Source organism: Streptomyces sp. NBC_01214, assembly GCF_026340975.1.
In the GTDB taxonomy this organism is placed as follows: Bacteria; Actinomycetota; Actinomycetes; order Streptomycetales; family Streptomycetaceae; genus Streptomyces.
Window position 1 is genome coordinate 3,892,725 of record NZ_JAPEOS010000001.1, and the last position, 25,115, is coordinate 3,917,839.

General features: G+C 71.8%; 21 protein-coding genes and 1 pseudogene. 16 read left to right on the plus strand and 6 right to left on the minus strand.

Annotated elements, in window-relative coordinates:
• Positions 1-55: 55 nt before the first annotated feature.
• The gene (locus OG594_RS18245) at positions 56-2,566 is read right to left on the minus strand and encodes a penicillin acylase family protein (protein ID WP_266600174.1); all 2,511 of its coding nucleotides are present in this window, start codon (positions 2,564-2,566) and stop codon (positions 56-58) included.
• A gap of 175 nt (positions 2,567-2,741) precedes the next feature.
• On the opposite strand from OG594_RS18245, the gene OG594_RS18250 reads away from it, so the two are divergent.
• Positions 2,742-4,256: a fatty acyl-CoA synthetase gene (locus tag OG594_RS18250; protein ID WP_266603015.1), complete on the plus strand. Its 1,515-nt coding sequence runs from the start codon at positions 2,742-2,744 to the stop codon at positions 4,254-4,256.
• A 244-nt stretch (positions 4,257-4,500) separates the two neighbouring features.
• Here the strand turns inward: OG594_RS18250 and OG594_RS18255 are convergent, their stop codons facing one another.
• Both OG594_RS18255 and paaK read right to left on the minus strand, forming a co-directional pair.
• Positions 4,501-5,355 carry a YhjD/YihY/BrkB family envelope integrity protein gene (locus OG594_RS18255; protein ID WP_266600176.1) on the minus strand — a complete coding sequence of 285 codons (855 nt, stop codon included), beginning with the start codon at positions 5,353-5,355 and terminating at the stop codon, positions 4,501-4,503.
• A gap of 71 nt (positions 5,356-5,426) precedes the next feature.
• The gene (paaK, locus tag OG594_RS18260) at positions 5,427-6,755 is read right to left on the minus strand and encodes a phenylacetate--CoA ligase PaaK (RefSeq protein ID WP_266600178.1); all 1,329 of its coding nucleotides are present in this window, start codon (positions 6,753-6,755) and stop codon (positions 5,427-5,429) included.
• A 514-nt stretch (positions 6,756-7,269) separates the two neighbouring features.
• Here paaK and OG594_RS18265 point away from each other — a divergent pair.
• Positions 7,270-7,416, plus strand: a complete 147-nt coding sequence (locus OG594_RS18265) for a hypothetical protein (protein ID WP_266600180.1) — start codon at positions 7,270-7,272, stop codon at positions 7,414-7,416.
• A gap of 633 nt (positions 7,417-8,049) precedes the next feature.
• Positions 8,050-8,619: a hypothetical protein gene (locus tag OG594_RS18270; RefSeq protein WP_266600182.1), complete on the plus strand. Its 570-nt coding sequence runs from the start codon at positions 8,050-8,052 to the stop codon at positions 8,617-8,619.
• Positions 8,620-8,906: 287 nt separating this feature from the next.
• Here the strand turns inward: OG594_RS18270 and OG594_RS18275 are convergent, their stop codons facing one another.
• Both OG594_RS18275 and OG594_RS18280 read right to left on the minus strand, forming a co-directional pair.
• On the minus strand, positions 8,907-9,467 hold the full coding sequence (locus OG594_RS18275) for a hypothetical protein (protein WP_266600184.1): 561 nt from the start codon (positions 9,465-9,467) through the stop codon (positions 8,907-8,909).
• A gap of 653 nt (positions 9,468-10,120) precedes the next feature.
• Complete coding sequence (locus OG594_RS18280; RefSeq protein WP_266600186.1) at positions 10,121-10,543, minus strand: hypothetical protein; 423 nt, start codon at positions 10,541-10,543, stop codon at positions 10,121-10,123.
• Positions 10,544-11,025: 482 nt separating this feature from the next.
• Here OG594_RS18280 and OG594_RS18285 point away from each other — a divergent pair, with 482 nt between their 5' ends.
• The 3 genes and pseudogenes from OG594_RS18285 to OG594_RS18295 form a co-directional block, all read left to right on the plus strand.
• Positions 11,026-11,616, plus strand: coding sequence for a helix-turn-helix domain-containing protein (locus tag OG594_RS18285; protein WP_266600188.1), 591 nt, complete (start codon positions 11,026-11,028; stop codon positions 11,614-11,616).
• Between the two features lie 35 nt (positions 11,617-11,651).
• Positions 11,652-12,920, plus strand: a complete 1,269-nt coding sequence (locus OG594_RS18290) for an MFS transporter (RefSeq protein WP_266600190.1) — start codon at positions 11,652-11,654, stop codon at positions 12,918-12,920.
• 225 nt (positions 12,921-13,145) lie between these two features.
• A pseudogene (locus OG594_RS18295) lies at positions 13,146-13,586 on the plus strand (IS5/IS1182 family transposase); the annotation flags it as partial.
• Between the two features lie 49 nt (positions 13,587-13,635).
• On the opposite strand, the gene OG594_RS18300 reads toward OG594_RS18295, so the two are convergent.
• Positions 13,636-15,264, minus strand: a complete 1,629-nt coding sequence (locus OG594_RS18300; RefSeq protein ID WP_266600192.1) for an acyl-CoA synthetase — start codon at positions 15,262-15,264, stop codon at positions 13,636-13,638.
• A gap of 166 nt (positions 15,265-15,430) precedes the next feature.
• Here OG594_RS18300 and OG594_RS18305 point away from each other — a divergent pair, with 166 nt between their 5' ends.
• The 10 genes from OG594_RS18305 to OG594_RS18350 all read left to right on the plus strand — a co-directional run bounded on the left by OG594_RS18305 (position 15,431) and on the right by OG594_RS18350 (position 25,108).
• Positions 15,431-16,231, plus strand: coding sequence for a crotonase/enoyl-CoA hydratase family protein (locus OG594_RS18305; RefSeq protein WP_266600194.1), 801 nt, complete (start codon positions 15,431-15,433; stop codon positions 16,229-16,231).
• Between the two features lie 315 nt (positions 16,232-16,546).
• Complete coding sequence (locus OG594_RS18310) at positions 16,547-17,506, plus strand: Zn-ribbon domain-containing OB-fold protein (RefSeq protein ID WP_266600196.1); 960 nt, start codon at positions 16,547-16,549, stop codon at positions 17,504-17,506.
• Entirely contained in the window at positions 17,506-18,564 is a 1,059-nt protein-coding gene (locus OG594_RS18315; RefSeq protein ID WP_266600198.1) for a thiolase domain-containing protein, read from the plus strand. Before OG594_RS18310 ends, OG594_RS18315 begins: the two co-directional genes overlap by 1 nt.
• Positions 18,561-19,727, plus strand: coding sequence for a thiolase domain-containing protein (locus OG594_RS18320; protein ID WP_266600200.1), 1,167 nt, complete (start codon positions 18,561-18,563; stop codon positions 19,725-19,727). Before OG594_RS18315 ends, OG594_RS18320 begins: the two co-directional genes overlap by 4 nt.
• Positions 19,728-19,869: 142 nt before the next feature.
• Positions 19,870-20,109: a DUF397 domain-containing protein gene (locus OG594_RS18325; protein WP_266600202.1), complete on the plus strand. Its 240-nt coding sequence runs from the start codon at positions 19,870-19,872 to the stop codon at positions 20,107-20,109.
• 228 nt (positions 20,110-20,337) lie between these two features.
• Positions 20,338-20,826 (plus strand): N-acetyltransferase, encoded by a 489-nt coding sequence (locus tag OG594_RS18330; protein ID WP_266600204.1) that lies wholly within the window; start codon positions 20,338-20,340, stop codon positions 20,824-20,826.
• Between the two features lie 268 nt (positions 20,827-21,094).
• Positions 21,095-21,346, plus strand: a complete 252-nt coding sequence (locus OG594_RS18335) for a hypothetical protein (RefSeq protein WP_266600206.1) — start codon at positions 21,095-21,097, stop codon at positions 21,344-21,346.
• Complete coding sequence (locus OG594_RS18340) at positions 21,340-21,570, plus strand: hypothetical protein (RefSeq protein WP_266600208.1); 231 nt, start codon at positions 21,340-21,342, stop codon at positions 21,568-21,570. The genes OG594_RS18335 and OG594_RS18340 overlap by 7 nt, the downstream gene beginning before the upstream one ends.
• 160 nt (positions 21,571-21,730) lie before the next feature.
• Positions 21,731-22,138: an ACT domain-containing protein gene (locus OG594_RS18345; protein ID WP_266600210.1), complete on the plus strand. Its 408-nt coding sequence runs from the start codon at positions 21,731-21,733 to the stop codon at positions 22,136-22,138.
• 135 nt (positions 22,139-22,273) lie between these two features.
• Complete coding sequence (locus OG594_RS18350; RefSeq protein WP_266600212.1) at positions 22,274-25,108, plus strand: AAA family ATPase; 2,835 nt, start codon at positions 22,274-22,276, stop codon at positions 25,106-25,108.
• Positions 25,109-25,115 lie beyond the last annotated feature (7 nt).

A 25,115-nucleotide genomic window follows, 5' to 3' on the forward strand; every position in this document is an offset into this window, starting at 1 on the left:
CCGGGGTCGGGACCCGGGCCGGGTCGGGGCCGGGAAGAGGAACGCGGGCCACGCGTCAGCGCCGTTCGCGGGCCAGGACCACCTTCAGCTTCGGCGACGTGAGGATGTCCCGCTCGCAGAAACGTGCCGTGACCCAGCGCTCCTCGGAGTACATCCGGGTCTGGTCGGCGTAGTAAGGCGAGAGCGGGTTCGAGGACTGGCTGTACGTCAGCAGGGTGCGCGCCACGGGACAGCGGCCGCCGTCCCAGCCGACCGCCTGGATGTGGCTGGAGCCGTGCGTGACCTCCGGGTATCCGCCGGCCGCCGCGTTCCACGGCGCCTCGATCTTGTTCCAGACGCCGAGCGCCTCCGTACCGCCGCCCACCGGCAGCTTGCGTCCGCCCCGGACCACGAACTGGTGCTCGCCCAGCGGGGCGTCCAGCGCGATCCCGGCCGCCTTCAACTCGGCCACCGCGTCCGCGAGCGCCCGCCCGATGCCGGGCGCGGCCCGGTTGAGCGTACGGGGGGTGCGTACGGGGTCGGCGGCCGAGAACGGCACCAGCCACAGGTCCTTGGCCGGCGTCGAGGCCGTCAGCTTGCGCCAGAACCGGTCGAAGAGCAGCGCGCCGCGGCTGGCGGCGTCGGTCGTACGGTCCCAGCCCGCCAGCACCCCGCAGGCCGCCGAGACGTCCACCGCACCGCCGTCGCTCGCCGTCGCCGTCCTGCCCGGCAGGTCGGCACACGCCTTCGCCGCGTCGGCCGCCGCGAGGTCACCGGCCGGCACCCGGTTCGCGAACTGCTGTTCCTGCAGGTCGGCCACGGTCAGCCGGCCCCTCGCGGCCATCGCGGACACGTCCTCGACGGCGCCGCGCGTGCGCAGCGAGCGCGGGGTGGCGACGTTGCCCCAGATCCGCTCGTAGCCCGTCAGCGGCCGGTCGGCATTGGCCAGCCAGGCGCTGTCGTTGGAGTTCTCGGCGTACGGGGCGCCCTGTAGCGTCGGTGCCTTCGCCGGGCCGAAGACGCCCGGCTGCACGGCGTCCGGATCGGAGCCGATCGCGCAGTCACCGCGCGAACCGTCCAGCACCGCCAGCCCCGAGGCCGGGTACGTGGCCCGGCCCAGCGGGGTGGAGCAGCGGGCCGCCAGCTCGTCGGTGATCCGGGGAAGCACTTGGGTCTGGGTGAAGAGGGTGCCGCCCGCGGAGTCGGCGGCCACGGTGTTGACCCAGGGTAGGCCCTGCGTGCGCCCCAGCGCGTCCTGGATCCCGGCCACCGAGCGGGCCTTGCCCATCGCCAGGGCGGTGTCGGAGCCGCGCAGGTTCACCGCGTTCGGGTCGTTCAGCGCGTACGCCGTCCGGGCGGTCCACGGCAGGGGCAGGCTCGGTCCGAGGTCGGAGACCACCGGTCCGTAGCGGGTCCACCACTGGGTGCGGGTGACCGGGGCACCGCCCGCCACCGGGACGGTGACGGTCCGCCGGGTCATGCTCTCCGGCTTGCCGTCGACGAGGTAGGCGGTCGGGTCAGTCGGGTCCAGGGCGAGCTGGTGCAGGTTCACGGGCGTGCCGGTGGCGACCGTGTGGCTCCAGGCCACCTTCTCGTTGAAACCGACGTTGATCACGGCGGTGCCGAGCAGGGAGGCGCCCGAGACGTTCAGCTCACCCGGGATGGTCTGCTGGAACTGCCAGAAGCGGCGCCCGCCGTGCCACGGGTAGTGCGGGTTCCCGAGGAGGAGTCCGCGGCCGTTCGCCGTGGTGGAGCCGGCGAAGGCCACCGCGTTGGAGCCCATGTCGTAGCGACCGGTGTCGAAGAACTCCCGCGCGGCCTCGGCGGCGGCCGCCGGATCGGCGGCCTGCGGATCGGCGGCCTGCGGATCGGCGGCCTGCGGATCGGCGGGCTGCGGATCGGCGGGCTGCGGGCGCGCCGACGGGCCGGTCGGCGTCCCCGCGGCGCCCGGGGGCTGCGCGGCCGTGATGCCGTCGATGCCGCGGCCCTGGCCACCGAGGACGGAGACCGCAAACGCGCGGGCGGCCACATCGGCCGTGGTGACCGGGCGGACCCAGCCAACGCCCTTGCACGCCGGGTCGGTGACCTCGTTCTGGGCCAGCCAGGCGTTGTACCCGGCGGCCCAGCCGCGCATCAGCTCCTTGAGGTCCTTGGTGGGCCCGGCGGGGGCCGGTGTCGCCAGCAGCGCCTCCACCGTGCCGGACTCCCGCACCCCCTTGAAGTACAGGTCGCTGGAGAGGTTCTTCGTGGCCGAGGAGAGCGAGAAGTCGGGCGCCGCCTCGGCACCGAACCAGCGCGAACGCTCACCGGCGACGGTCACGAACCCGTCCGCGAGGACACAGACCTGGTCGGCGGCCTGGGCCCAGCCGGTGCCGAAGCCGAGCCGCGCGTAGTCGCGGGCGAGGATGTGCGGGATGCCGTTCTCGGTGTACCGGATGACGGCGGACAGACCGCCGCCGGCGGCCGTCCGGTCGTCGGGCACCGGGGCAGCCGAGGCCTGGGGCACGGCGGCCGTCGCGGCGAGCAGTGCGGCGCCCGTGAGGGCGACGCGGCGGAGTATCGGTATCGGACGAGTGCTGAGGTGCAACGGTCCTCCCAAGTAGCCTGTGGATGGGCGTGGTTACCCGTTGGACAGGCGGTACGTCCGTGCCCCCACACTCATTCAGCCGGTCCGATGGTCTGTCAACATCCCGTTTGGTATCCGGTTATTGACCTTGGGCGTACGGGAGGACGAGGATCGCGGCATGACGGCAGCGCGGGCACTGCGGGCAGTGCGGGACAACACGGTCGACGGACTGGTGCACGACAGCGCGCGGCGGGTTCCCGACCGCCCGGCCGTGCGCTACGGCGAGCGGAGTTGGACGTACGCGGAACTCGACGCGGCCGTCACCACCGGCGCCGCCGTGCTGCGGGAGCGGTACGGGCTGGCCGCCGGGGACCGGATCGCCACCTTCGCCCACAACTGCGACGCCTATCTCCTCGCCTACCTCGCCTGCGCCCGGGCCGGACTCACCCACGTCCCGGTCAACCAGAACCTCACCGGCGAGGACCTCGCGCACATCCTGGACGACTCCGCGAGCGCCCTGGTACTCGCCGACCCCGACCTGGCCGGACGCGTTCCCGACCGGTACCCGGTACGGGCGCTGCGCGACGCCCCCGACTCCTTCCTGGCGGAGCTGGCCGAGCCGCTGCCCTTTGAGGCCGACCGGGATCCGAGCACGCTGGCGCAGCTCCTCTACACCTCGGGGACCACCGCCCTGCCCAAGGGCGCGATGATGACCCACCGGGCCCTCGCCCACGAGTACGAGAGCGCGATCGAGGCACTGGACCTGGCCGAGGACGACCGGCCCGTGCACTCACTGCCGCTCTACCACTCGGCGCAGATGCACGTCTTCCTGCTGCCGTACCTGGCGGTGGGAGCACGGAACACGATCGTGGACGCGCCGGTCGCGGAGCAGATCCTCGACCTGGTCGAGGCCGGGGAGGCCGACAGCCTCTTCGCCCCGCCGACGGTGTGGATCGGCCTGTCCCATCACCCGGATTTCGCGGTACGTGAGCTGGGCGCGCTGCGGAAGGCGTACTACGGGGCCTCGATCATGCCGGTCCCGGTCCTGGAACGCCTGCGCGAGCGGCTGCCGGGGCTCGGCTTCTACAACTGCTTCGGCCAGAGCGAAATCGGCCCGCTGGCCACGGTGCTCGGACCGCTGGAGCACGAGGGGCGGATGGATTCCTGCGGGCGGCCGGTGCGCCACGTGGAGGCGAAGGTCGTCGACGAGGACGGCAAGGACGTGCCGGACGGAACGGCGGGCGAGGTGGTCTACCGCTCGCCACAGCTCTGTCTGGGGTACTGGAACGACCCGGTGGCCACGGAGAAGGCCTTCCGGGACGGCTGGTTCCGCTCGGGCGACCTCGCGGTGCGGGACGCGCAGGGGTACTTCACGGTCGTGGACCGGGTGAAGGACGTCATCAACTCGGGCGGGGTGCTGGTCGCCTCGCGGCAGGTGGAGGACGTGCTCTACACCCATCCGGGCGTGGCCGAGGCGGCGGTGGTGGGGCTGCCCGACGAGCGCTGGATCGAGGCGGTCACGGCGGTGGTGGTCCCGCGCGGGGAGGTGGGGGAGGTGACGGAGGTGGAGCTGATGGCCTACGCGAGGGAGAAACTCGCCCATTTCAAGGCCCCGAAGCGGGTGCTCTTCGTGGATGCCCTCCCGCGCAACGCCAGCGGCAAGATCCTCAAGCGGGAACTGCGCGACCGCTTCGCGAACCCCAACCACTGACGCCCAACCACTGACGCCCAACCACTGACGCCCGGCCGCTGACGCCCGGCCGCTGACGCCCGGCCGCTGACGCCCGGCCGCTGACGCCCGGCCGCTGACGCCCGGCCGCTGACGCCCGGCCGCTGACGCCCGGCCGCTGACGCCCGGCCGCTGACGCCCGGCCGCTGACGGCCGGCCGCTGACGGCCGGCCGCTGACGGCCGGCCGCTGACGGCCGGCCGCTGACGGCCGGTCGGGGAGCCGGGTCAGTCGGGGCGTGGAGGGGGTGCGGCGGGGGCCTCGGGAGGGTAGAGGCCGTCGCGCCGCAGCCGCCGCCGGGTGAGGTGCTCGTGCACGAGCCGGCCGACGAGCGCGCCGCCGTAGACCACGAAGCCGACCCCGACCAGCCAGGACTGGACGACGAGCAGGGTGCCGAAGGGGCCGTAGATCACCGCGTTGGAGGCGATGAGCGGGGAGAACACCAGCTGCGAGAAGATCCGCAACCCCAGCAGCCCCAGGCTGGTCGCGACCGCTCCCGGCACCAGGGCGCGCCAGCGGACCCGGCCGCCGAGCAGCAGGCGCTGGGAGACGATGAAGAACAGGCAGGTGCCGACGAGGTCCCCCAGGGCGCCGAGCACCGTGCCGATGGCGTTGTTCGACGGAGAGGGAATCCCCACGAGCAGGGCGAGGTAGCAGACCAGCAGGGCGAGCCAGACGACGTGCAGCCACATGGTGTGCCAACGCGCGGTCGGCAGGTCCCAGACCTTCTCGTAGCCGGTCTGCACGGCCGAACCGAAGGTCAGGCCGAACACCGCGAGGGCGGCCAGACCGAACGCGGTGGTCCGTTCCAGCGCCAGGTCCGCGGCGCCGAACAGCATCTCGACCCGGACCCGCGAGGCCTCCGTCACCCCGAGGGCCTGGCCGAGCCAGCGACCGAAGCCCGAGCCGCTCCCAGGTGCGGCGGCCGCCACGACCACCAGCAGCGGCACCAGGGTGAGGAAGCCGAGGGCCGCGAAGCCCATCGCCCGGTGCATCAGCTCCATCTCCCGGCCGCGGCTCCAGGCCAGCCCGATCTGGGAGCCCTGGAGCCGGTCGTAGAGCTGCCGGAGGGTGGAGATCACACCTGATGCACTACCCCCGAGCGCCGACCCGTTCCCGGGAGCCACCCCCAAATGAGTCCGAAGGGGTGGTTTCAGCCGCCCGGACGCGTGTCCCTGACCTCCCCGGCTCCGCGGAGGTCGACCAGTCTCTTGATCTTCCCCACCGAACGCTCCAGCGTCTCCGGGTCGACCACCTCGACCCGGACCGAGACCCCGACCCCCTCCTTGACGGCCCGGACCACGGCGGCGCCAGCGTCCTGCCGCCGCTCGGCGTCCGTCTCCCGACGCGCCTCCACCCGCACCGTCAGGGCGTCCATCCGGCCCTCCCGGGTCAGCCGCAGCTGGAAGTGGGGAGCCAGGCCCGGTGTCCGCAGCAGGACCTCCTCGATCTGGGTCGGGTACACGTTCACCCCGCGCAGGATGATCATGTCGTCGCTGCGCCCCCTGATCTTCTCCATCCGGCGGAAGGCCGGCCGGGCGGTTCCGGGCAGCAGCCGCGTCAGGTCCCGGGTGCGGTAGCGGATGACGGGCATGGCCTCCTTGGTGAGGGAGGTGAACACCAGCTCGCCGGGCTCGCCCTCCGGCAGCACCGCGCCGGTCAGCGGATCGACCACCTCGGGATAGAAGTGGTCCTCCCAGATGTGCAGGCCGTCCTTGGTCTCCGCGAACTCCTGCGCCACGCCCGGTCCGATGACCTCGGACAGGCCGTATATGTCCACCGCGTCGATGTCGAGCCGTTCCTCGATCTCCCGGCGCATCTCCTCGGTCCACGGCTCCGCGCCGAAGATCCCCGTCCGCAGCGAGGTGGCGCGCGGGTCGATCCCCTGGCGCTCCATCTCGTCCAGCAGGGTCAGCATGTAGGAAGGGGTCACCATGATGACCTCCGGCCGGAAGTCCTCGATGAGTCGGACCTGCCGGTCCGTCATCCCGCCCGACGCGGGCACGACCGTACAGCCGAGGCGCTCGGCGCCGTAGTGCGCGCCCAGGCCGCCGGTGAACAGCCCGTACCCGTAGGCGATGTGGATGATCTGGCCGGGCCGTCCGCCCGCCGCCCGTATGGACCGGGCGACGACGTCCGCCCAGGTGGAGAGGTCCCCGTCGGTGTACCCGACGACGGTCGGCCGCCCGGTGGTGCCGCTCGAGGCGTGGATGCGGCGCACCTGCGAGCGCGGCACGGCGAACATCCCGAAGGGGTACTGGTCGCGCAGATCGGCCTTGCTGGTCAAGGGGAACAGCGAGAGGTCGGCGAGGGAGCGGCAGTCGTCGGGATGTACGCCGGCCTTGTCGAAGGCCTGCCGGTAGAAGGGCACCTTCTCGTAGGCGCGGTGCAGGGTCGCGCGCAGCCGGGTGAGCTGGAGGGCGGCCAGCTCGTCGCGGCCCAGCCGCTCGCCCGTGTCGTGGAGATCCGTGTACACCGCCATGCCGTCACCTCATCGTGAGAACCGACCGATCATTCGGTAGATTGCCAGGAATCCGCAGGTTAAATCAATGACTCGAACGAGTGATCGTCTGTTCTGATGGCCCGCCTGCCCACCTTCACCACGTACGCCGAGCGCCGTCCCATCCTGTGCGACCCGCGCAGCGCGGGCGACTCCGGGAGACCGGCGGACGAGTCGACAGCGCCCACGGGGAGGAGGACCGGGAGCCGGTCGCGGAACCGGACGGCGCCTCCCGCCCCGCCCCGGCGGCCCGGTTCGCCCTGCGCCTGCACGGAGCGGCGATGTCAGTGCGGGCCGGGACGATGTCCTCATGCTGAAGAGCCTTTTCGTGTACCTCGTCTGTGCGAGCGGCCTCTGCGCCATGATTTCCTTCTGGTTCGTCGCTCCCCTGCGGACGGGGCGATCGCGCATGCCTCGGGGGAGGGTCTTCCGCCTCGCCAGGCGCCGACACGCGGCGAACTCGGTCAGCGCCCGTGCCGTCCGCACGGTAGGCACCTTGAACGCGCAGGCACCGACCGGCGCCGAGATCCCGGAGACCGAACTTCTGGAGCGGCGGTTGGACGACCACCGCTGCTCGGTCCTGTCCAGCCTGCTGCTCTGGCCGTTCCCTTGCCTGGGCGTCCTCTCGGCGCACTCGGCGTGATCGGCGCACTCGCCGAGATCGATCGGCGCATGCTGAACCGCTCGGTGCCCCTCGAACACACCACCCTGATGGCTGTCGGCGCAGTCGAAGCGTGCCGGGCGGTGCCGGAGAACGAGACGGTGAGGTGCGCGGCCCCTCGCGCAGCTCGCCCATCTGCGCGGCCCTCGAGGACCTCTTTCAGGCCCTGGCGCGCCAGGCCGAGCTGGAGCCTCGGCGTACCGATCCCGTACACCGGGCTCGGTTGCGCGCGGACGTGCTGGAAGTGGTCCGTACCTCCATGCGGCCAAGGTGCGGCTCATCGAGGGCGACCAGACCGCGCTCGCCTCGCTGTTCGCCATCCTCGGATCGCTTCTCGCCCGCACGGTGGCCCCGACCCACCTGAACCCGCGCCCTCTGGTCTCCGCGGAGTTGCTGACGGCGGACCCGAGCCGGCGTTTCCGTGCGCGGTGGCCGGCGCCGGCCATGAGGACGACCAGAGCCCAGGTCAGCGGCTCCGGCAGGCTCAGGAGGGGGAGCGCTTTCCCGACCGCGACCAGGAGGGCGACGAAGAGGCCGTAGCCGAGGAGCTTCGAGCCCGTCGACTCGCTGCGCAGCGGCGGACCTTCCCACCGGTGGTTCGCCAAGATCGGAGGGGTGGCAGACTGGCCGGCCGTACTGCGAACCGAGAGGACCGACATCATCGTGCGACGGATACGGGCGCGCACAGCCCTGGCGTCCCTGGCATTGACGGCGCTGACGGCGGCAGCGGCGACCGGCTGCGCGTTCGCGCTGCGGGACCTCGGCCCACTGCCCCCGCGATTCTCGGGTCCGCCGCTGCCCGCCGACACGGTGGTGTCGGAGATGACCTCCATACTGGCGGCGGAGGGCATTACGGTGGAGAGGGAACCCTCCGGGGGCCTGGGCAAGTGCCACGAACGGCTCTCAGGACGGCACGCGCCGGAGACGATGGACGCCGCCCTGACAGCGGCCTTCGCGCGGGCCCGTTCCGAGCACGGCTGGCAGCCCGGCCCCGACCTGGGAGGGGAGATGCTGACCCTGACGAAGAACAACTGGACGGTCCTGACCAGCATTTCGGGCGAGGTGCCACCGGGTTGGCAGGCACCGGTCCTCCTCTCGCTGACCTGTGTGGAAGGCGACGACACCTCCACCGCACCCACGGCGCCTTCCGCCCCGGCCCTCACGCCCGCACCTGCGTCGTCCTGAGCGAGCGCCCGGCCGCTCTTGCGGGCTGCGGTGCGCTGTTGGTGCAGGTGCCGATTGCGGGAACGGCCGGGCCGGGCCGGGCTGGGTGCTGGTGCTGCCGGTGTCGGTCCACGCCGCGGTGAGGCGGTGCAAGTGCCGCGAGCGCACTGGGGTACGGCCACCACCGCCGCCACTCCCGCCATCAGTAGCGAGATGTCCGCCCTGCTGGGATCGACCGGGACCTGCCCCGTACGTACGCGCACCTGGCGGAGCTCTCGAGCGAATTCAGAAGTTCGATCTGCACTACGCTAGGCGGCGGTACGGATGACCAAGCCGACCACGGCGAAGAGGGCTGCCAGAGCGAAAGTGAGTTCCGGGAGCAACGTTCTCGTCAACTCTCTGCGCGGGACGTGTATCTCATCCCCGACTTCACCGCGTGGCGTGTTCAGCCAATCGGAAATCTCACCCACGGCTTTCGAGCCGGTACCCAGCGCTCGGCTGATGAGTGAACCTCCAAATGCGAAGGAATTGATGACGCTTCCATCTCGGAGATGGATCTCCAGGCCGCCGTCGCTACCGACGACCGGCCATCGCACGAACTCCCGGGGGCAGGAGTATGTGAAGACTGGGTTTATGACGGTGAGAGTGGTCGGCTCGAGCAGAACTCGAGACGAAAGGATTCGCTGAATCAAGGCGGCGAGAGCCAGGAGAGTGGCTACTACGTACCAGAAATCCCTGGCGCCACCACTTTCCAATCCCTTCAGCGCGGCCACCGTTCCGAAAATCCCGAGGGTTGGAGGAAGGGTCACGGACAGAATTTTCCAAGATCTGGTCCGTAAGGCGATCAGCTCTCTCTCCTTCATGTTCACGTATTATCCTTCACGCTCATCAGCAGCCGCGCCCGGCGGCTATGCTCGCGCTTCCCGCGCCGCAGAACCCCAGCGAGAGATGTGCATTGATTCCTGCACCGAGCAGCTTGGCCGAGCGGTCAAGTGTCGTGGCGTATGTACCGGACGTGTCGTTCACCGAAACCTTCCTTCCGCCTCCCGGCCCCTTGAGACCGGGAACCTTCGTCTGTACGGAGCGCCGACAGTCCGGGATGCGGACACGGTTTCGTACTGGAATGCCTTGTTCCTAAGAGCAGCCCGCCAACTCCCGGTCGCTGCTCTGCCGATGCTGCCGGCGACTGTACCGCCCGCAGCCGTCCACAGGAGAGATCTTCCGAGTCCTGCCCCCGTTCGCCTCCCCTGTGGCCAGTAAGTCGCCGCCGAATGCGGCAAATGCAACCAGCGCACCCGCCACCACGCAGTCACCGAGGGCCAACACGAGGCAGGCCCCGAAGGCCAGCGCCGGCAGGACGCGGTTCTTCCATCCCTCCCATGTGCCGAAGATATCCTTGGTTCAGGCCCAACTGGCAGAGCAGCTCGCTTGAGTGAACCCCAGAGGGGTCTTCTTCTCGGAGCTCTTCCTGGCCTTCTTCGGCCGTGTAGTAGCCGCGGGTCGTCGGTGACCATCAGTGGGTTCACGGCGATGAACCGGCCGAGGACGGGGTCGTGTTCGCGGGCTCCGAGGTGGGTGAGTCCGGTGGTCCTGTCCCGGGTGCCGCCGACGAAGCCGCGCTCCACCGGTCCAGGCGGCCGGGGCAGTCGGAGGTGCGGACGAGACCGTGCCCCCCCGGGGTCGTGTAGTAACGGGTGCCGGTATCCGTGTTGGTGGTGGTGTCGAGGGCGAGTTCGGTGGAGCCGAGGTGGAGCGTGGTCTTGCCCGGGTCCTTGCGCAGCAGGCGGTTGCCTGCCGTGCCGTAGGCGCAGGTTGAGGTCCCCGCGCCGGTGGTGGCCGAGGCGAGTCTGTCCTCGGGCGTCCAGGTCAGGTTCTGGGTGTTGCCGGACGCGTCGTAGGTGGTGGCGGCCGTACCTGAGGTTGCCGAACCCCGGAAGCTCGCCAAGCCCTCTGGCGCCGCCGCGTTCTCCTAGGCGGCCAAGGGGCTGGTGCTGGGGACTCTCCGACCGGTTCGGACGAAATGCCTCCCAAGTCCGCCTCCGGCGCGAATCCCCGCCGAGGTCGCTGAGGTCGTCCTGGATGCGGGTGATCCCTTTGCGCACGACCGCCCTCAACAGCGCAGGCGGGCCCCGGCTGCACAGGGTCGACCACCCGCGGAGAGTGGGATGTGTGCGACCACCTCGCCGCCCATGAATGGCGCGGCAAGCTCTGTTACCGGTTGCTGCATGTCGCCGCCCTCCTCACCCGCGGCGGTCGACGCCTGCGCTTGTGGATATCGGCTACTCGGCCCTGGAGGCAACGAACTGGCCGCAGCCTTCCACCCAACCGGAAACGGTGAGGCTAGGAGCCTGGGCATGCCTCAGCGATTGTGGGAGGGCTCGGCGGACACCCTTGTAAACAGTTCTTTAGAAAGATATCTTTAGAAGCATGGCCGAGATCACGCCCGACGCCGCCGGGGGGTTGCGGCGGTCCGTCCACCTCACGGACCCCCGCGCTCTGCGCGCCTACGCCCACCCGACCCGTATGAAGCTGGTCGCGCTGCTGAGGGTCGAGGGGCCCTTCACGGCGACCCATGCCGCGGAGCTCACCGGCGAGTCCGTCGCCAGTTGCTCCTACCACCTGCGGACGCTCGCGAAGTACGGCCTGGTCGAACACGCCGAGGGCGGTCAGGGCCGGGAGAAGCCCTGGCGCGCCACGGCCCAGTACACCAACTGGCAGAACGCCGACGGTGAGGCGGCCGACGCACTCAGCACGGCCATGGCCGAGCGCTACTTCGAGCACATGACGCGCGCGATCGAAACCCGGCACCAACTACCGAGCGAATGGCGCCGGGCGGAGTGGTTCGGCGACGACGTCGTCTACCTGACCGCCGCCGAACTCGCCGAAGTGGGGAAGCGCTTCTCGGAGATCCTGGGCTCCTACGGTGAGCGGCTCGGCGACCCCTCCCTGCGCCCGGACGGCGCGGCACCGGTGACCATGCTGCGCATCGCGTTCCGCAACCGTCAGACGACCACATGACAGTCGCACGAACCCGCTGAACCCGGAGTGAGCGCATGCCACCGACCAAGACTTCAGCACGTGGAGAGTTAGCGAAGCCGGCCTACCGCGATCCCAATGTAGTGCGTTGGGTGGTTGCCTATACCGCCTCGGTGGTGGGCAACGGCTGCTTCTTCCTGGCTCTCGGCTGGGCGGCGAGCCGGACCGCCACACCGGCGGAAGTCAGTCTCGTCATGGCGGTTGGCGCCGTTCCTCGCGCCGTTCTCATGCTGGGCGGCGGAGTGATCGCGGACCGTTTCAGTCCCCGCTACGTGATCATCGGCAGCGACACGGTGCGTTGCGTGGTGATCCTGGCCGCGGCAGCAGTGCTTGCCTTGGCGTCTCCGGGGCTTTGGCTGCTTGTCGCGGTCGCTCTTGTCTTTGGCGTGGCCGACGCCCTGTTTCTTCCCGCGGTGGGCGCGCTTCCGGCCCGGCTCGCCGACGCCGACCAGGTCCTGCGAGTCCAGGGCATGCGGTCCCTGGCAGTCAGGTTGGGCAACAGCCTGGGGGCGCCGCTCGCCGGTCTGGTGATGGCCCTGAGCGGACCCGCCGCTGCGTTCGCTGTCGCGGGCGGTCTCTTCGCGCTGTCGTTGACCTTGCTCTTCACCGTGCGCATACGCGCGCTGCCCGAAGAGAAGCCCGACCCGGAGGCGGTAGCGGGAGAGGCCAAAGCCGCTGGAATGTGGCAGGAGATGACGAGTGGGCTGCAGTACGTGCGGAGACAGTCGCTTGTCCGCATGCTCGTCCTAGCCCTGGTCGTCGTCGAACTCGGCTGTGTCGCCCCCCTGAGCATCGGATTGGTGCTGCTGGCGCGTGACCGTGACTGGGGAGCGTCCGGTGCCGGCTGGACCCTCGGCACGTTCAGCGTCGGAGCCGCCGTGAGCGCGCTGCTGCTCACGACCATGGGCCGGCTGCCGCGCCCCGGTGTCTTCTACATCGCCTCGCTCGCTGCCGGTTCAGCCTCGATCGCCTCGCTCGCCCTGGCCCCGAGCCCCTTGATCGCGGCTGCTCTCGGAGCCGTCGGGGGCCTGACCCTCGGACTGAACGGCGGTATCTCCTACGCCCTTGTGCAGTCCGCTTGCAAACCTGCCTATCTGGGCCGGGTGATGTCTCTGTTGAGCCTCGCGAGCTTTGGTGTCGGCCCCCTGGCCCTACCCGTCTTCGGTGCTGCGGTGGCCGGCTTCGGGACGGCTCCGGCCTTTGCCGTGTTCGGGGGAACCGCCGGTCTCGGGGCAGTGGCCTGCCTCTTCTCGGCGGACGTCCGTCGCGCCGAACTGCCCAGCTGAGCGGCCGGAGTCGGTGACCGTCATCGGCTCACATCACCGCGGGCCGGGAACCGACTCCTGGATGTCGCGCGCACCGACGTCTTCCTCGTTGGCCAAGACCGTGACCGTGACGTCGAGTTCGGGCGGCAGGGCTGGAGACGAGGCCGTAGCTGAAGGTCCACTACAGAGGGGCGAGGCGCTACCTCGTGGTCGCTGGTCGCTGGTCGCGAGATCGCCAAGGAATCGCGGCGCGGACGGCCGTGGGGTCTGCCGTTCGAAGCTCGCATCCTCCTGGGCACGGCTTACTGGCGTACGAAATGGAGCATGCGGCAGCTCGCTCGCGCGGCAGCTCGCTCCGCTGCTCGGCGCCTCCAAGTCGGCGGCTGACTGGACCGTCGATCACTCGGCCCGGAGATCGCGCTTCAGCCGCGCGAGCGGTTCCGTAGGAACACCGTGCTCATGGTGGACGGCAGCCGCGTACCCACCCGCGACCGTTCGATCGCCGAGCACGCGAAGGACTACCGCTGCTCCACGGCTCACCACGTCGTCATCTACGCCGGCACCCGCCCGATCGTCATGGTCGGCCGGCCGCTGCCCGGGAGACGACAAGCCCGAGGCTGGGAAGGATCCAGCGCCAAGGGCGCCGTTGGCCGCACGATGAGCACCGGTGACGGCGGTTGCCGGGGACACCATCCTTGAGACGGGCCCCGGCGACGGGGTGGCGTGGCGTGGACAGTTAGGCCGTGTCCGCTTCCGTCGCCACCGCCTTTGCCCAGCGGTAGTCCGCCTTGCCGCTCGGGGAACGCTGGATGGCGGGCGCGATGACCAACTGCCGCGGGATCTTGTAGCCCGCCAGCCTGGTGCGGCAGTGGCTCTGTATCTGGTCCAGGGACGGCGCCTCGGCGCCCTCCCGCACCTGGACCACCGCGGCCACGTGGTTGCCCCAGGTCGGGTCCGGGACCCCCGCCACCAGGGCGTCGTACACGTCGGGGTGGGACTTCAGGGCCTGCTCGACCTCCTCCGGGTACACCTTCTCGCCGCCCGTGTTGATGCACTGCGAGCCCCGGCCCAGCACCGTGACGATGCCCTGCTCGTCGACGGTCGCCATGTCGCCGAGCAGCACCCAGCGCTCCGTACCCTTCTGGAAGAAGGTTTCGGCGGTCTTCCCCGGGTCGTTGTAGTAGCCGAGCGGGACGTGTCCGCGCTGGGCGAGGCGGCCCGGCTCGCCCACCGCCACCGGCTCGTGCGTCACCGGGTCCACCACCTGCGTACGGTCGTTGACCTCCAGGCGGAAGCCCTTCTCCGGGCCGGAGTCGTCCGTCGCCCGGCCGTTGGACCCGGACTCGGACGACCCGAAGTTGTTCAGGAGCAGCACGTTCGGTACCAGCCGTTGGAACTCGGCGCGCACCGTCTCCGACATGATCGCCCCGGACGAGGAGACGCTGAACAGCGACGACAGGTCCGTGCCCTTGAGCGGGCCGTTCAGGGCGTCGATCAGCGGTCGCAGCATCGCGTCGCCGACCAGCGACACGCTGGAGACCTTCTCCTTCTCGATCGTACGGAGCACTTCCTCGGGCGCGTACTTCCGGTGGATGACCACTCGCTGGCCGTAGTTGAAGGCGATGAACGAGGTCAGCGTCGACGTGCCGTGCATCAGCGGGGGCGCGGGGAAGAAGGTGAGCCCGGCGCCGCGAGCCGCGACCCGCTCGGCCAGTTCCTCGGGCCGCTTCACCGGCTCGCCCGAGGGCTCGCCGCCGAAGAGCCCGGCGAAGAAGAGGTCCTCGGCCCGCCACATCACGCCCTTGGGCATGCCCGTCGTACCGCCGGTGTAGATGATGAACAGGTCGTCGGGGCTGCGCGGCGCGAACCCGCGCCCGGGTGATCCGGCCGCCTCGGCGTCCGCGTACGGGATCGGCGCGATCGACGGCTCGGGGGCGCCGTCGGGAGCCCGGCCGACCCGGATCAGGTGCCGGAGCTTCGTCGTCTGCGGCAGTGCGGCCGCGACCCGCTCGGTGAACTCGCCCTCGAAGACGAGGGCGGCGAGATCGGCGTCGTTGTAGAGGTAGACCAGCTCCTCTTCCACGTAACGGTAGTTGACGTTCACCGGAACCAGTCGGGCCTTCAGGCAGGCCAGCACCGTCTGCAGGTACTCGATCCCGTTGTAGAGGTGAAGTCCCAGGTGCTCGCCGGCCGTCAGGCCGCTGTCGAGCAGGTGGTGCGCGATCCGGTTCGCCGCCGCGTCGAGCTCCGCGTACGTCAGGCGGCGCTCGGCGCCGGTCCCGGGGTGGTCCACGTATACGAGGGCCTCGCGGTCCGGGACCACGTCCACGACCGACTCGAACAGGTCGGCAAGGTTGTACTCCACCGTTCCTCCTGACCCCGTGACTGGTCTGTTCCGGCGGTCATTAGAGCGCCGGAGACGGCAACTGGGAAGGGCACCGCTCAAGAAATCTGACTGAGTGTCAGAAAACTATTGAACTGCACCCTCCCCTACTGCAACCTGTTCTAGGTCTTGAGACGGGAGGACGGCAATGGGTGGGACGGAACACCTGACCGTGGATCGCCGCGGCGCCACGCTGGTGCTCACCATGAACAGGCCCGAAGCGAAGAACGCGCTCTCGCTTCCGCTGCTGGTGGGGCTGTACGACGGCTGGCTGGAGGCGGACGCCGACGACGGGATCCGCTCGGTGGTCCTCACCGGCGCGGGCGGGGACTTCTGCGCCGGAATGGACCTCAAGGCCCTGGCCGGGAAGGGCATGGCGGGCGACCAGTACCGGGACCGCCTCAAGGCCGACCCCGACCTGCACTGGAAGGCGATGCTGCGCCACCACCGGCCGCGCAAGCCGGTGATCGCAGCGGTGGAGGGCTACTGCGTGGCCGGCGGGACCGAGATCCTGCAAGGCACGGACATCCGGGTGGCGGCCGAGGGCGCGACCTTCGGGCTGTTCGAGGTCAAACGCGGGCTGTTCCCGATCGGCGGCTCCACGGTGCGGCTGCCGCGCCAGATCCCCCGTACGCACGCCCTGGAGATGCTGCTGACCGGCCGCCCGTACTCCGCCGCCGAGGCCGAGCGGATCGGGCTGGTCGGGCGGGTGGTGCCGGACGGTACGGCGCTGGCGGCGGCCCTGGAGATCGCGGAGCGGATCAATGCGTGCGGGCCGTTGGCGGTGGAGGCGGTCAAGGCGTCGGTCTACGAGACCGCCGAGCTGACGGAGCGGGAGGGGTTGGCCTCGGAACTCCTGCGCGGGTGGCCGATCTTCGACACCGCCGATGCGAGGGAGGGGGCGCGGGCCTTTGCGGAGAAGCGGCCCGCGGTGTATCGGCGCGAGTAGTTCGGGCCGGGCCGGGCCGGGCTGGGTCGGGCCGCGGGCCGCCCTTGCCCGTGGCTGCCGCCTGTTGCCTGCGCCTGCGCCTGTGTTCGGGTGCGGCGCCGTTGCCGGGGGCGCTGCCCCCGGACCCCCGCGCCTCAAACGCCGGCGGGGCTGAAAGATCGCCTCAAACGCCGGCGAGGCTGGAGGGGGGCCGGCGGGGCTGGAGGGGGCCGGCGGGGCCGGGTAGGGGGCGCCCCGAGCGGGGAGGGCGTCGGCGGGGCTTGGACGAGGGCCTCTCAGTGAAGACCACCGAATCGATCGCATCGGAGAACCGTCATGACAGCTGCCTCCCCACCGGAGATCCTCCGCGCGCCCCTCATAGTCGAGTTCCCGTTCACCCGGTCCCTCGGGCCCGTCCAGAGCGCCTTCCTCACCGGGTTGCGGGAGGGCACCGTCCTCGGTGTGAAGACTTCCGCCGGCACGGTGATGGTCCCGCCCGTCGAGTACGACCCCGTCACCGCCGAGGAGATCCGCGAGCTCGTCGAGGTCGCCGCCACCGGCACCGTCACCACCTGGGCGTGGAACGACCTGCCCCGCCCCCAACAGCCCCTCGACACCCCCTTCGCCTGGGTGCTGGTCAAGCTCGACGGCGCCGACACCGCCCTCCTGCACGCCCTCGACGCGCCCGGCCCCGACGCCGTCCGCACCGGCATGCGCGTACGGGTCCGCTGGGCCGCCGAGCGCACCGGCGCCATCACCGACATCGCCTGCTTCGAACCGTACGACGGCCCCGCCGGCGGGGAGGCCGTCCCGCACGACGGGGCCTTCGACGACGCCGTCACCGGCATCGTCGCCGAGGCCCGCCTCGACTACGTCTACAGCCCCGGCCGCGCCCAGACCGCGTACATCGCGGCCCTCTCCGAGCGTCGGACCGTCGGCGAGCGCTGCCCCTCCTGCCACAAGGTGTACGTCCCGCCGCGCGGTGCCTGCCCCACGTGCGGCGTGGCCACCACCGACCGCGTCGAGGTCGGTCCGGCCGGCACCGTCACCACCTACTGCATCGTCAACATCAAGGCCAAGAACCTCGACATCGAGGTCCCCTACGTCTACGCCCACATCGCCCTCGACGGCGCCGACCTCGCCCTCCACGGCCGGATCGGCGGCATCCCCTACGACCAGGTCCGCATGGGCCTGCGCGTCGAGCCCGTATGGACCGAGGGCGGCCGCTACCCCGACCACTACCGCCCCACCGGCGAACCGGACGCGGACTACGACGCGTACAAGGAGCTCATCTGATGGCCCGATACGCCCGCGAGGTCGCGGTGGTCGCCTTCGCGCAGAGCGACCACCTGCGCCGCACCGACGAGCTCAGCGAAGTCGAGATGGTCATGCCGGTCCTGCACCAGGTGCTGGCCGCCACCGGCCTCAAGGCCGGCGAGATCGGCTTCACCTGCTCCGGCTCCAGCGACTACCTGGCCGGCCGGGCCTTCTCCTTCACCATGACCCTCGACGGGGTCGGCGCCTGGCCGCCGATCTCCGAGTCGCACGTCGAGATGGACGGGGCCTGGGCCCTCTACGAAGCCTGGGTCAAGATCCAGACCGGCGAGGCCGACACCGCGCTCGTCTACTCGTACGGGAAGTCCTCACCGGGGTCGGTGCGCGACGTGCTGACCCGGCAGCTGGACCCGTACTACGTCGCCCCGCTCTGGCCCGACGCGGTGGCCCTGGCCGCCCTCCAGGCCCAGGCCCTGATCGACGCGGGCGAGACCGACGAGAGCGCCCTGGCCGCCGTCGGAGCGCGCAGCCGGGCCGCGGCCACCACCAACCCGCACGCCCAGCTCCGCGGCCCCGTCCCGCAGGGCGACTACCAGGTCAGGCCGCTGCGCACCGGAGACTGCCCGCCCGTCGGCGACGGCGTGGCCGCCGTCGTCCTGGCCGCCGGCGACCTCGCGCGCCGGCTGTGCGAACGCCCCGCCTGGATCACCGGCATCGACCACCGCATCGAGGCCCACGGCCTGGGCCTGCGCGACCTCACCGACTCCCCGTCCACCCGGCTCGCCGCCGAACACGCGGGTGTCTTCGAAGCCCCGGTGGACACGGCCGAACTGCACGCGCCGTTCTCCTCCCAAGAGGTCGTGCTCCGCAAGGCCCTCGGACTCGCCGACGACGTGACCGTCAACCCCTCCGGGGGAGCGCTCGCCGCCAATCCGATGATGGCCGCCGGCCTGATCCGCATCGGCGAGGCGGCCGCCCGGATCCATCGCGGCGCATCGCGACGGGCCGTCGCCCACGCCACCTCCGGCCCCTGCCTCCAGCAGAACCTGGTCGCCGTCCTGGAAGGGGACGCAAGGTGAGTAAAGAGCCCGTGGCCATCGTCGGGATCGGCCAGACGAAGCACGTGGCGGCCCGCCACGACGTGTCCATCGCCGGACTGGTCCGCGAGGCGGCGGCGCGCGCCCTCGCCGACGCCGAACTGACCTGGGCGGACATCGACGCGGTCGTCATCGGCAAGGCCCCCGACTTCTTCGAGGGGGTGATGATGCCCGAGCTGTACCTGGCGGACGCCCTCGGCGCGGTCGGGAAGCCGATGCTGCGCGTGCACACGGCCGGTTCGGTCGGCGGGTCCACCGCCCTGGTCGCCTCCAACCTGGTGGCGGCCCGCGTCCACCGCACCGTCCTCACCCTCGCCTTCGAGAAACAGTCCGAATCCAACGCCATGTGGGGCCTCTCGCTCCCCGTCCCCTTCCAGCAGCCGCTGCTCGCCGGCGCGGGCGGCTTCTTCGCCCCGCACGTGCGCGCGTACATGCGGCGCACCGGCGCACCGGACACGGTGGGCTCACTGGTGGCGTACAAGGACCGGCGCAACGCGATCAAGAACCCGTACGCGCACCTGCACGAGCACGACATCACCCTGGAGAAGGTCCAGGCGTCACCGATGCTGTGGGACCCGATCCGCTACTCGGAGACCTGCCCCTCCTCGGACGGGGCGTGCGCGATGGTCCTCACCGACCGGGCGGGCGCCGCCCGGTCGCCGAAGCCGGCGGCCTGGGTGCACGGCGGGGCGATGCGCAGCGAGCCCACCCTCTTCGCCGGCAAGGACTTCGTCTCCCCGCAGGCCGGCAAGGACTGCGCGGCCGACGTCTACCGCCAGGCCGGCATCACCGACCCGCGCCGGGAGATCGACGCGGTCGAGATGTACGTGCCGTTCTCCTGGTACGAGCCGATGTGGCTGGAGAACCTCGGCTTCGCGGCGGAGGGCGAGGGCTGGAAGCTCACGGAGGCCGGGGTCACCGAACTCGACGGGGACCTTCCGGTCAATCCGTCGGGCGGTGTGCTGTCCACCAATCCGATCGGCGCCTCCGGCATGATCCGCTTCGCGGAGGCGGCCCTCCAGGTACGCGGCCGGGCCGGGGAACACCAGGTCCCGGGAGCCCGTCGGGCGCTGGGCCATGCGTACGGCGGCGGCGCGCAGTTCTTCGCCATGTGGCTGGTGGGGGCACAGGAGCCGACCTCCTGAACACGGGCCCGGCCGACGACGGAGGGGCCGGCCGGGGAGCCGGACGGGCCGGACCGGCCACGGGTGACTCACCGTGGCCTGTCCGGCACCCGCTGCGGTGGTTAACCTTGCCCCCGGACGACGTACCGGGAGGAGCACGCACGTGGCCGAGAGCATGACTTCACAGCCCCTCGCTGGTTGGGGGAAGCCGGACCTCGATCTCACCGGGGCGGACTGGCAGTCGAGCAGCCGGGGAGTGGGTGACGTCCAGATCGCCTTCGTCGAGGGCTTCATCGCGATGCGCAACAGCGAGCGTCCCGAGAGCCCCTCACTGATCTTCTCGCCGGACGAGTGGCACAAGTTCGTACTGAACGCGCGGGGCGGTGAGTTCGACCTGACCTGACCCCGACCGGGCGTTCCCCGCGGGCCCGCCCCCCCAGGCCGGGGCGTCGCGCGCGTACGGCCAGCTGCGGCCGTGTACGAGCTGCGATCCTCCGGCCGGGGGCCCCGTGGTCGGGCCCCGCGGGGCCCCGCGGTCGGGAGCCCGCCGACGGAGCCTGCGGCCAGCTGCGGAAACGGTGTTGCGCCCGGTGCGGGCGGCGCCGATGCTGACTGGCCGGAGGCGGTGAAGATGATCAACGTGGTGTTGAAGCTGACCGTGCGCGACCTGAGGCGTGCGGACCTGGCGTCGTGCGGGTGGGCGGGGACCGAGACGCATCTGGCGGGCGTCGCGCGGCAGTTGGAGCGCGCCCGGCTCGGCGAGGTCGACTACCTCGCGGTCTGCACCGAGACGGACGTCCCCGTGGCCAAGGGAGGCATCGACTACCGGGCCGAGGAGGGCGTCGGAACGCTGTGGCAGCTGGCCGTCCACCCCGCATTGCAGTCGTGCGGGATCGGCACGTTCCTGATCGGAGCGGCGGAGCTGCGGATCAGGAACCGGGGGCTGCTCCACGCCGAGTTGGGCGTGGAGGAGGACAACACCCGGGCGCGGGCCCTGTACGAGCGGCTGGGCTACGTCGCCCGGGGCCGCCGGTCCGACGCGTGGACGGAGCGGGCTCCCGACGGATCGCTGCGCCGCCACGAGGCGATGTGCACCGTGATGCGCAAGCGGCTTGCGTAGGCGGGGTGTACCGGGCGTACCGGGAGGATCGCGAACCGGCCTTGCGCATCGTGGTGCCAGAGCCGGCGGCGGCGGGGTGGGTGCAGGTCCGGCCCGTGGTCGACGGGCGCGACGTCCTGGCCGGTCCCTCGGTGGGGTGGTCAGGTGAGGATCCATGGGGCGTGCTCGGGTCGGGTGGCAGCCCGGCGGTCGACGAGCACCCCCACGAGGTACGGCTGGCGCGGACCTCCTGCACGGAGAGACCTGCTGCGGCGCGCTGGACGTGACGGTGCGACGGGAGGGGGACGAGGTCGTCCGGGACGGCCGGCGGAACCCGGCCGGCCGGGGGAGCGTCGATCTGCCGGGATTCCGGTTCGAGGCTGCCACGTACCGGGGCGAGGTCCGCCGGGCGGGGGCGGGCCTGCTGACGGAGCGGCTCCGGGCGGACGCGGACCGGTCGCGGCGGTGGGAGTGCGAGCTCGATGCCGCGCGGACCGGGCCGGGCCGGGCCGGGCGCCACGATGCCTACGACGGGTGCTGATCCACCCGGACCTACGGGCCGAACGGGACGGTCGGCCGTGGCTCCAGCTCGGCGTCGCCGCCCCGCACCTCGGTGACGGCGATCCGGCGGCGGCGCGGCGCCGGGCGGCACGCCTGGCGGGCGGTGACCCGCAGGAGCTGCCCGAGGTGCGGGGCTGGTCCTGGCACCACGCCGAAGACCCCCCTGACCGGGCCCGCTCCACCTGTACGGGGCTGGACCGCTGATCGGGGGACCACGGTCGACGTCTCGATCCGGCCTGCCGGCCCCGGACGAACGGCGACGCCGCCGCGGAGGCGGTCATCGGCCCCGGCGGGGCGGGCACACTGCGGGGCCGCGGGCCGCCGATGAACCGGCCGTGACCCGAGCACTCGGTAGGGTGGCCACATGAGCGGAGAGCACGACCTGCGGAAACTCCTGAGCGGCATGCGGCCCGAGCTGAACGAGGGGCGGTACGTCTTCTGCACCGTCGACGGCACCACCGTCCCCGCCGGAACCACCCCCGTCGCCACCGTCCTCGAACCCGAGGGCCTCACCCTGGTGCTGCGCCAGGAGGACGCCGACGCGGCCGGCCTCGCCTACGACTACACCGCCGGCTGGATCACCCTGCGGATCCACTCCGCCCTCGATGCCGTCGGGCTCACCGCCGCCTTCGCCACCGAACTCGGCGCACACGGTCTGAGCTGCAACGTCATCGCCGGCTACCACCACGACCACCTCTTCGTGGCCGCCGACCGGGCCGCCGAGGCCGTGACCGTCCTCGAGGACCTCGCGGCCCGTTCCCTACAGGACTGACGCTCCCCGGAAAAGAAGATCGGATTCTTTTCCGCACTGGGATCCCCCGCGCTGCGCGCGGGCGTACGCTGAACCCCCGAACAGGCCTGGGGGGTACCAGCCATGACGGACCGCCGGACCCGCACACGGCGCACCATGGTCGAACGCGATGCCGAACTCGCGATCGTCGACGAAGCCCTGGACCAGCTCACCGGTCCCGGGCCGGACGCGGGCGGAGCGCTGCTCGCCTTCTCCGGCCCCGCCGGCCTCGGCAAGACCACCCTGCTCGCCGAACTGCGCCGCCGCGCCCTCGCCCGCAACTGCACCGTCCTCGCCGCCCGCGGCGGCGAACAGGAACAGAGCCAGCCCTTCCACGTCGCCCGCCAGCTCATCCAGCCCCAGCTCGCCGGCACCTCCGAGCAAGAGCTGCGCGCCGCCCTCGGGGGCTGGTACTCCATCGTCGGCCCGGCCCTCGGACTCTGCGCCCCCGAACAGGGCGTCCCGCCCGACCCCCAAGGCCTGCGCGACGGCCTCGACTGGGTGCTCACCCACCTCGTCGTCAAGCGCGCCCCCGTCGCCCTCGTCCTCGACGACGCCCACTGGGCCGACCCCGAGTCCCTCGGCTGGCTCGCCGCCTTCGCCCCGCGCGCCGAACACCTCCCGCTGCTCCTCGTCGTCGCCTACCGCCCCGACGAACTGCCCGAGCACGCCGACGCCTTCCGTACGCTGCCCGGGCGGGCGGGACAGCGCCCGCTGCCCCTGGCCCCGCTCACCCCGGCCGCCGTCGCCACCCTGGTCCGCGAGGCCGTCGGCCCCCACGCCGACGACGCCTTCTGCCAGGAGGCCTGGGCCGTCACCACTGGCAACCCCTTCGAGGCGGTCGAACTCACCGCCAAGGTCCGCGGCAAGGGACTGACCCCGGTCGAGGCGAACGCCCCGCAGCTGCGCGACCTCGCCGCCGCCCAGCGCGGCAGCGGCCTCGTCGCCCGCCTCGAACGGCTCGGCCCCTCCACCGTCCGCTTCGCCTGGGCCTGCGCCGTCCTCGGCACCGCCATCCCGCAGGACATCGCCGCCCGGGTCGCCGCACTCGGTGCCGAGGAGGCCGTGGACGCCACCCGGCGGCTGCGCGACGCCCGCATCCTCTCGGCGGCGGCCGCCGAGGAACCCGACGCCGAGGCCGGGCTGGAGTTCGTCCACCCCCTCATCGCCACCGCCATCTACCGCGCCATCCCCGACGCGCTCCGCGTCGCCCTCCACGGCAAGGCCGCGGCGGCCGTCGTCGACGCCGGACTCGGCTCCTCCGCGGCCGCCCGCCACCTGCTGGAGACCCACCCCGAGAACGACCCCTGGGTGGTGCGCACCCTGCGCGAGGCCGCCGGCGAGAACCTCCGGGCCGGCGCCCCCGAGGCCGCCCGCCGCCAGCTCGCCCGCGCGCTGCTCGAACCCCCGGACTTCGACGAACGCGCCGCCGTCCTCTACGAACTGGGCTGCGCCTCCCTGCTCACCGAGCCCGCCAACACGGTCAACCACCTGCGGGCCGCCCTCGCCGAGCCCTCCGACGACCCGGCCCTGCGCCAGGGCATCGTCATCCGGCTCGCCCAAGTCCTCGCGCACAGCGACCGGCTCGCCGAAGCCTCGGAATCACTCGCGCGGGAGATCCCCTACACCCAGGACGTACGCGCCCGGCTGCGCCTCCAGTCCGAGCAGTTCATGTGGGACGCCTTCAACGCCGCCGAGACCGACTCCCCGGCCCGCTCCCGGCGGCTCTCCCGCCTCGCCGACCGGCTGACCGGGCGCGACCTCACCGAGCGGTACATCATCGGGCTGCGGGCCTGGGACGCCTGTCTGCGGGGCGAGCCGGTCGACGTGGTGCTGCACCACGCCGGACGGGTGCTGGAGCAGCCCTTCAGCTGGGCCCACGAGGACCGCGGATTCGAGGTCCCGGTCCTGGTCGCGATGGCCCACATGTACACCGACCGGCCCGGACGTGCCGAGGAGCTGTTCGAAGCGGGCACCGCCGAGTTCGAACGGCACGGCTGGCGCGGGGCGCACCTCTCCTTCGCCTACAGCCTGCGGGCCTACGTCCGCTACCGGCGCGGGCGGCTCGTGGAGGCCGAGGAACTGGCCCGGGCCGGACTGCACCTCGCCGAACGGGTCGGCCGGCGTACCCCCGTGCACTGGTACGCCATAGCCATCCTCCTCACCACCCTGCTCGCTCGGGGCCGCCCCGAGGAGGCCTGGGAGCTGGCCCGGGAGCACGAGTACGGCAGCCCCTTCCCGGCGGCCGTGGTCTTCCCCGACTCGCAGACCGTCTACGCCGAACTGCTGCTGGCCCGGGGCGACGTGCAGGCCGCGATCGTCGAACTGGAGGCGGTCGACCGGCGGCTGACCCCGCGCGGCATCCAGAATCCGGCCTGGTGCCCGTGGCAGCTGCACCTCGCCCGGGCGGTGGCCGCGGACGATCCGCAGCGGGCCCGCGCCCTGGCCGACGACGCCGTCCGACGTGCCCGCGCCTTCGGCGCCGCCTCGGGCATCGGCCAGGCGTTGCGGGTGGCGGCGCAGGTCGCCGCCCCCGAGGAGCGGGCCGGGCTCCTCCAGGAGGCGGTCACCCTGCTCTCGGCCTCACCGGCGGGCTACGAACTGGCCTGCGCCCTGGCCGCGCTCGGCACCGAGCTGCGCGACGCGGACGTGCTGATGCAGGCCGTGGTGACGGCGCGGGAATGCGGTGCGGACGGGCTGGCCGCGGAGACCACCGACACCCTGCTGGGACTGGGCGGCGCCCTGCCGTGCGGTCTGGCCTGGGAGGACGGGCTCACGGAGGAGGAGCGGCAGGCGGCGGACCTCGCGGTGCGCACCGAGAAGGAGACCCTGCCGGAGGCCGTGGTGCTGCCCGCGCCGGACTGGGCACTGTCGGCGGCCTGCCGCAAGCTGGGCACCGACCGGCCCGGGCTCAGGGACGCGCTGGAGGCGTTCGCCCGTAGCTCAACGTGATCGGATC

What these genes read in the sequence shown, in the direction of transcription:
- OG594_RS18290 (WP_266600190.1), top strand. Translation starts at nt 11,652, where the DNA reads ATGCCACCGACCAAGACTTCAGCACGTGGAGAGTTAGCGAAGCCGGCC.
- OG594_RS18315 (WP_266600198.1), top strand. Translation starts at nt 17,506, where the DNA reads ATGGCCCGATACGCCCGCGAGGTCGCGGTGGTCGCCTTCGCGCAGAGC.
- OG594_RS18285 (WP_266600188.1), top strand. Translation starts at nt 11,026, where the DNA reads ATGGCCGAGATCACGCCCGACGCCGCCGGGGGGTTGCGGCGGTCCGTC.
- OG594_RS18310 (WP_266600196.1), top strand. Translation starts at nt 16,547, where the DNA reads ATGACAGCTGCCTCCCCACCGGAGATCCTCCGCGCGCCCCTCATAGTC.
- OG594_RS18345 (WP_266600210.1), top strand. Translation starts at nt 21,731, where the DNA reads ATGAGCGGAGAGCACGACCTGCGGAAACTCCTGAGCGGCATGCGGCCC.
- OG594_RS18330 (WP_266600204.1), top strand. Translation starts at nt 20,338, where the DNA reads ATGATCAACGTGGTGTTGAAGCTGACCGTGCGCGACCTGAGGCGTGCG.
- OG594_RS18350 (WP_266600212.1), top strand. Translation starts at nt 22,274, where the DNA reads ATGGTCGAACGCGATGCCGAACTCGCGATCGTCGACGAAGCCCTGGAC.
- OG594_RS18305 (WP_266600194.1), top strand. Translation starts at nt 15,431, where the DNA reads ATGGGTGGGACGGAACACCTGACCGTGGATCGCCGCGGCGCCACGCTG.
- paaK (WP_266600178.1), bottom strand. Translation starts at nt 6,755, where the DNA reads ATGGCGGTGTACACGGATCTCCACGACACGGGCGAGCGGCTGGGCCGC.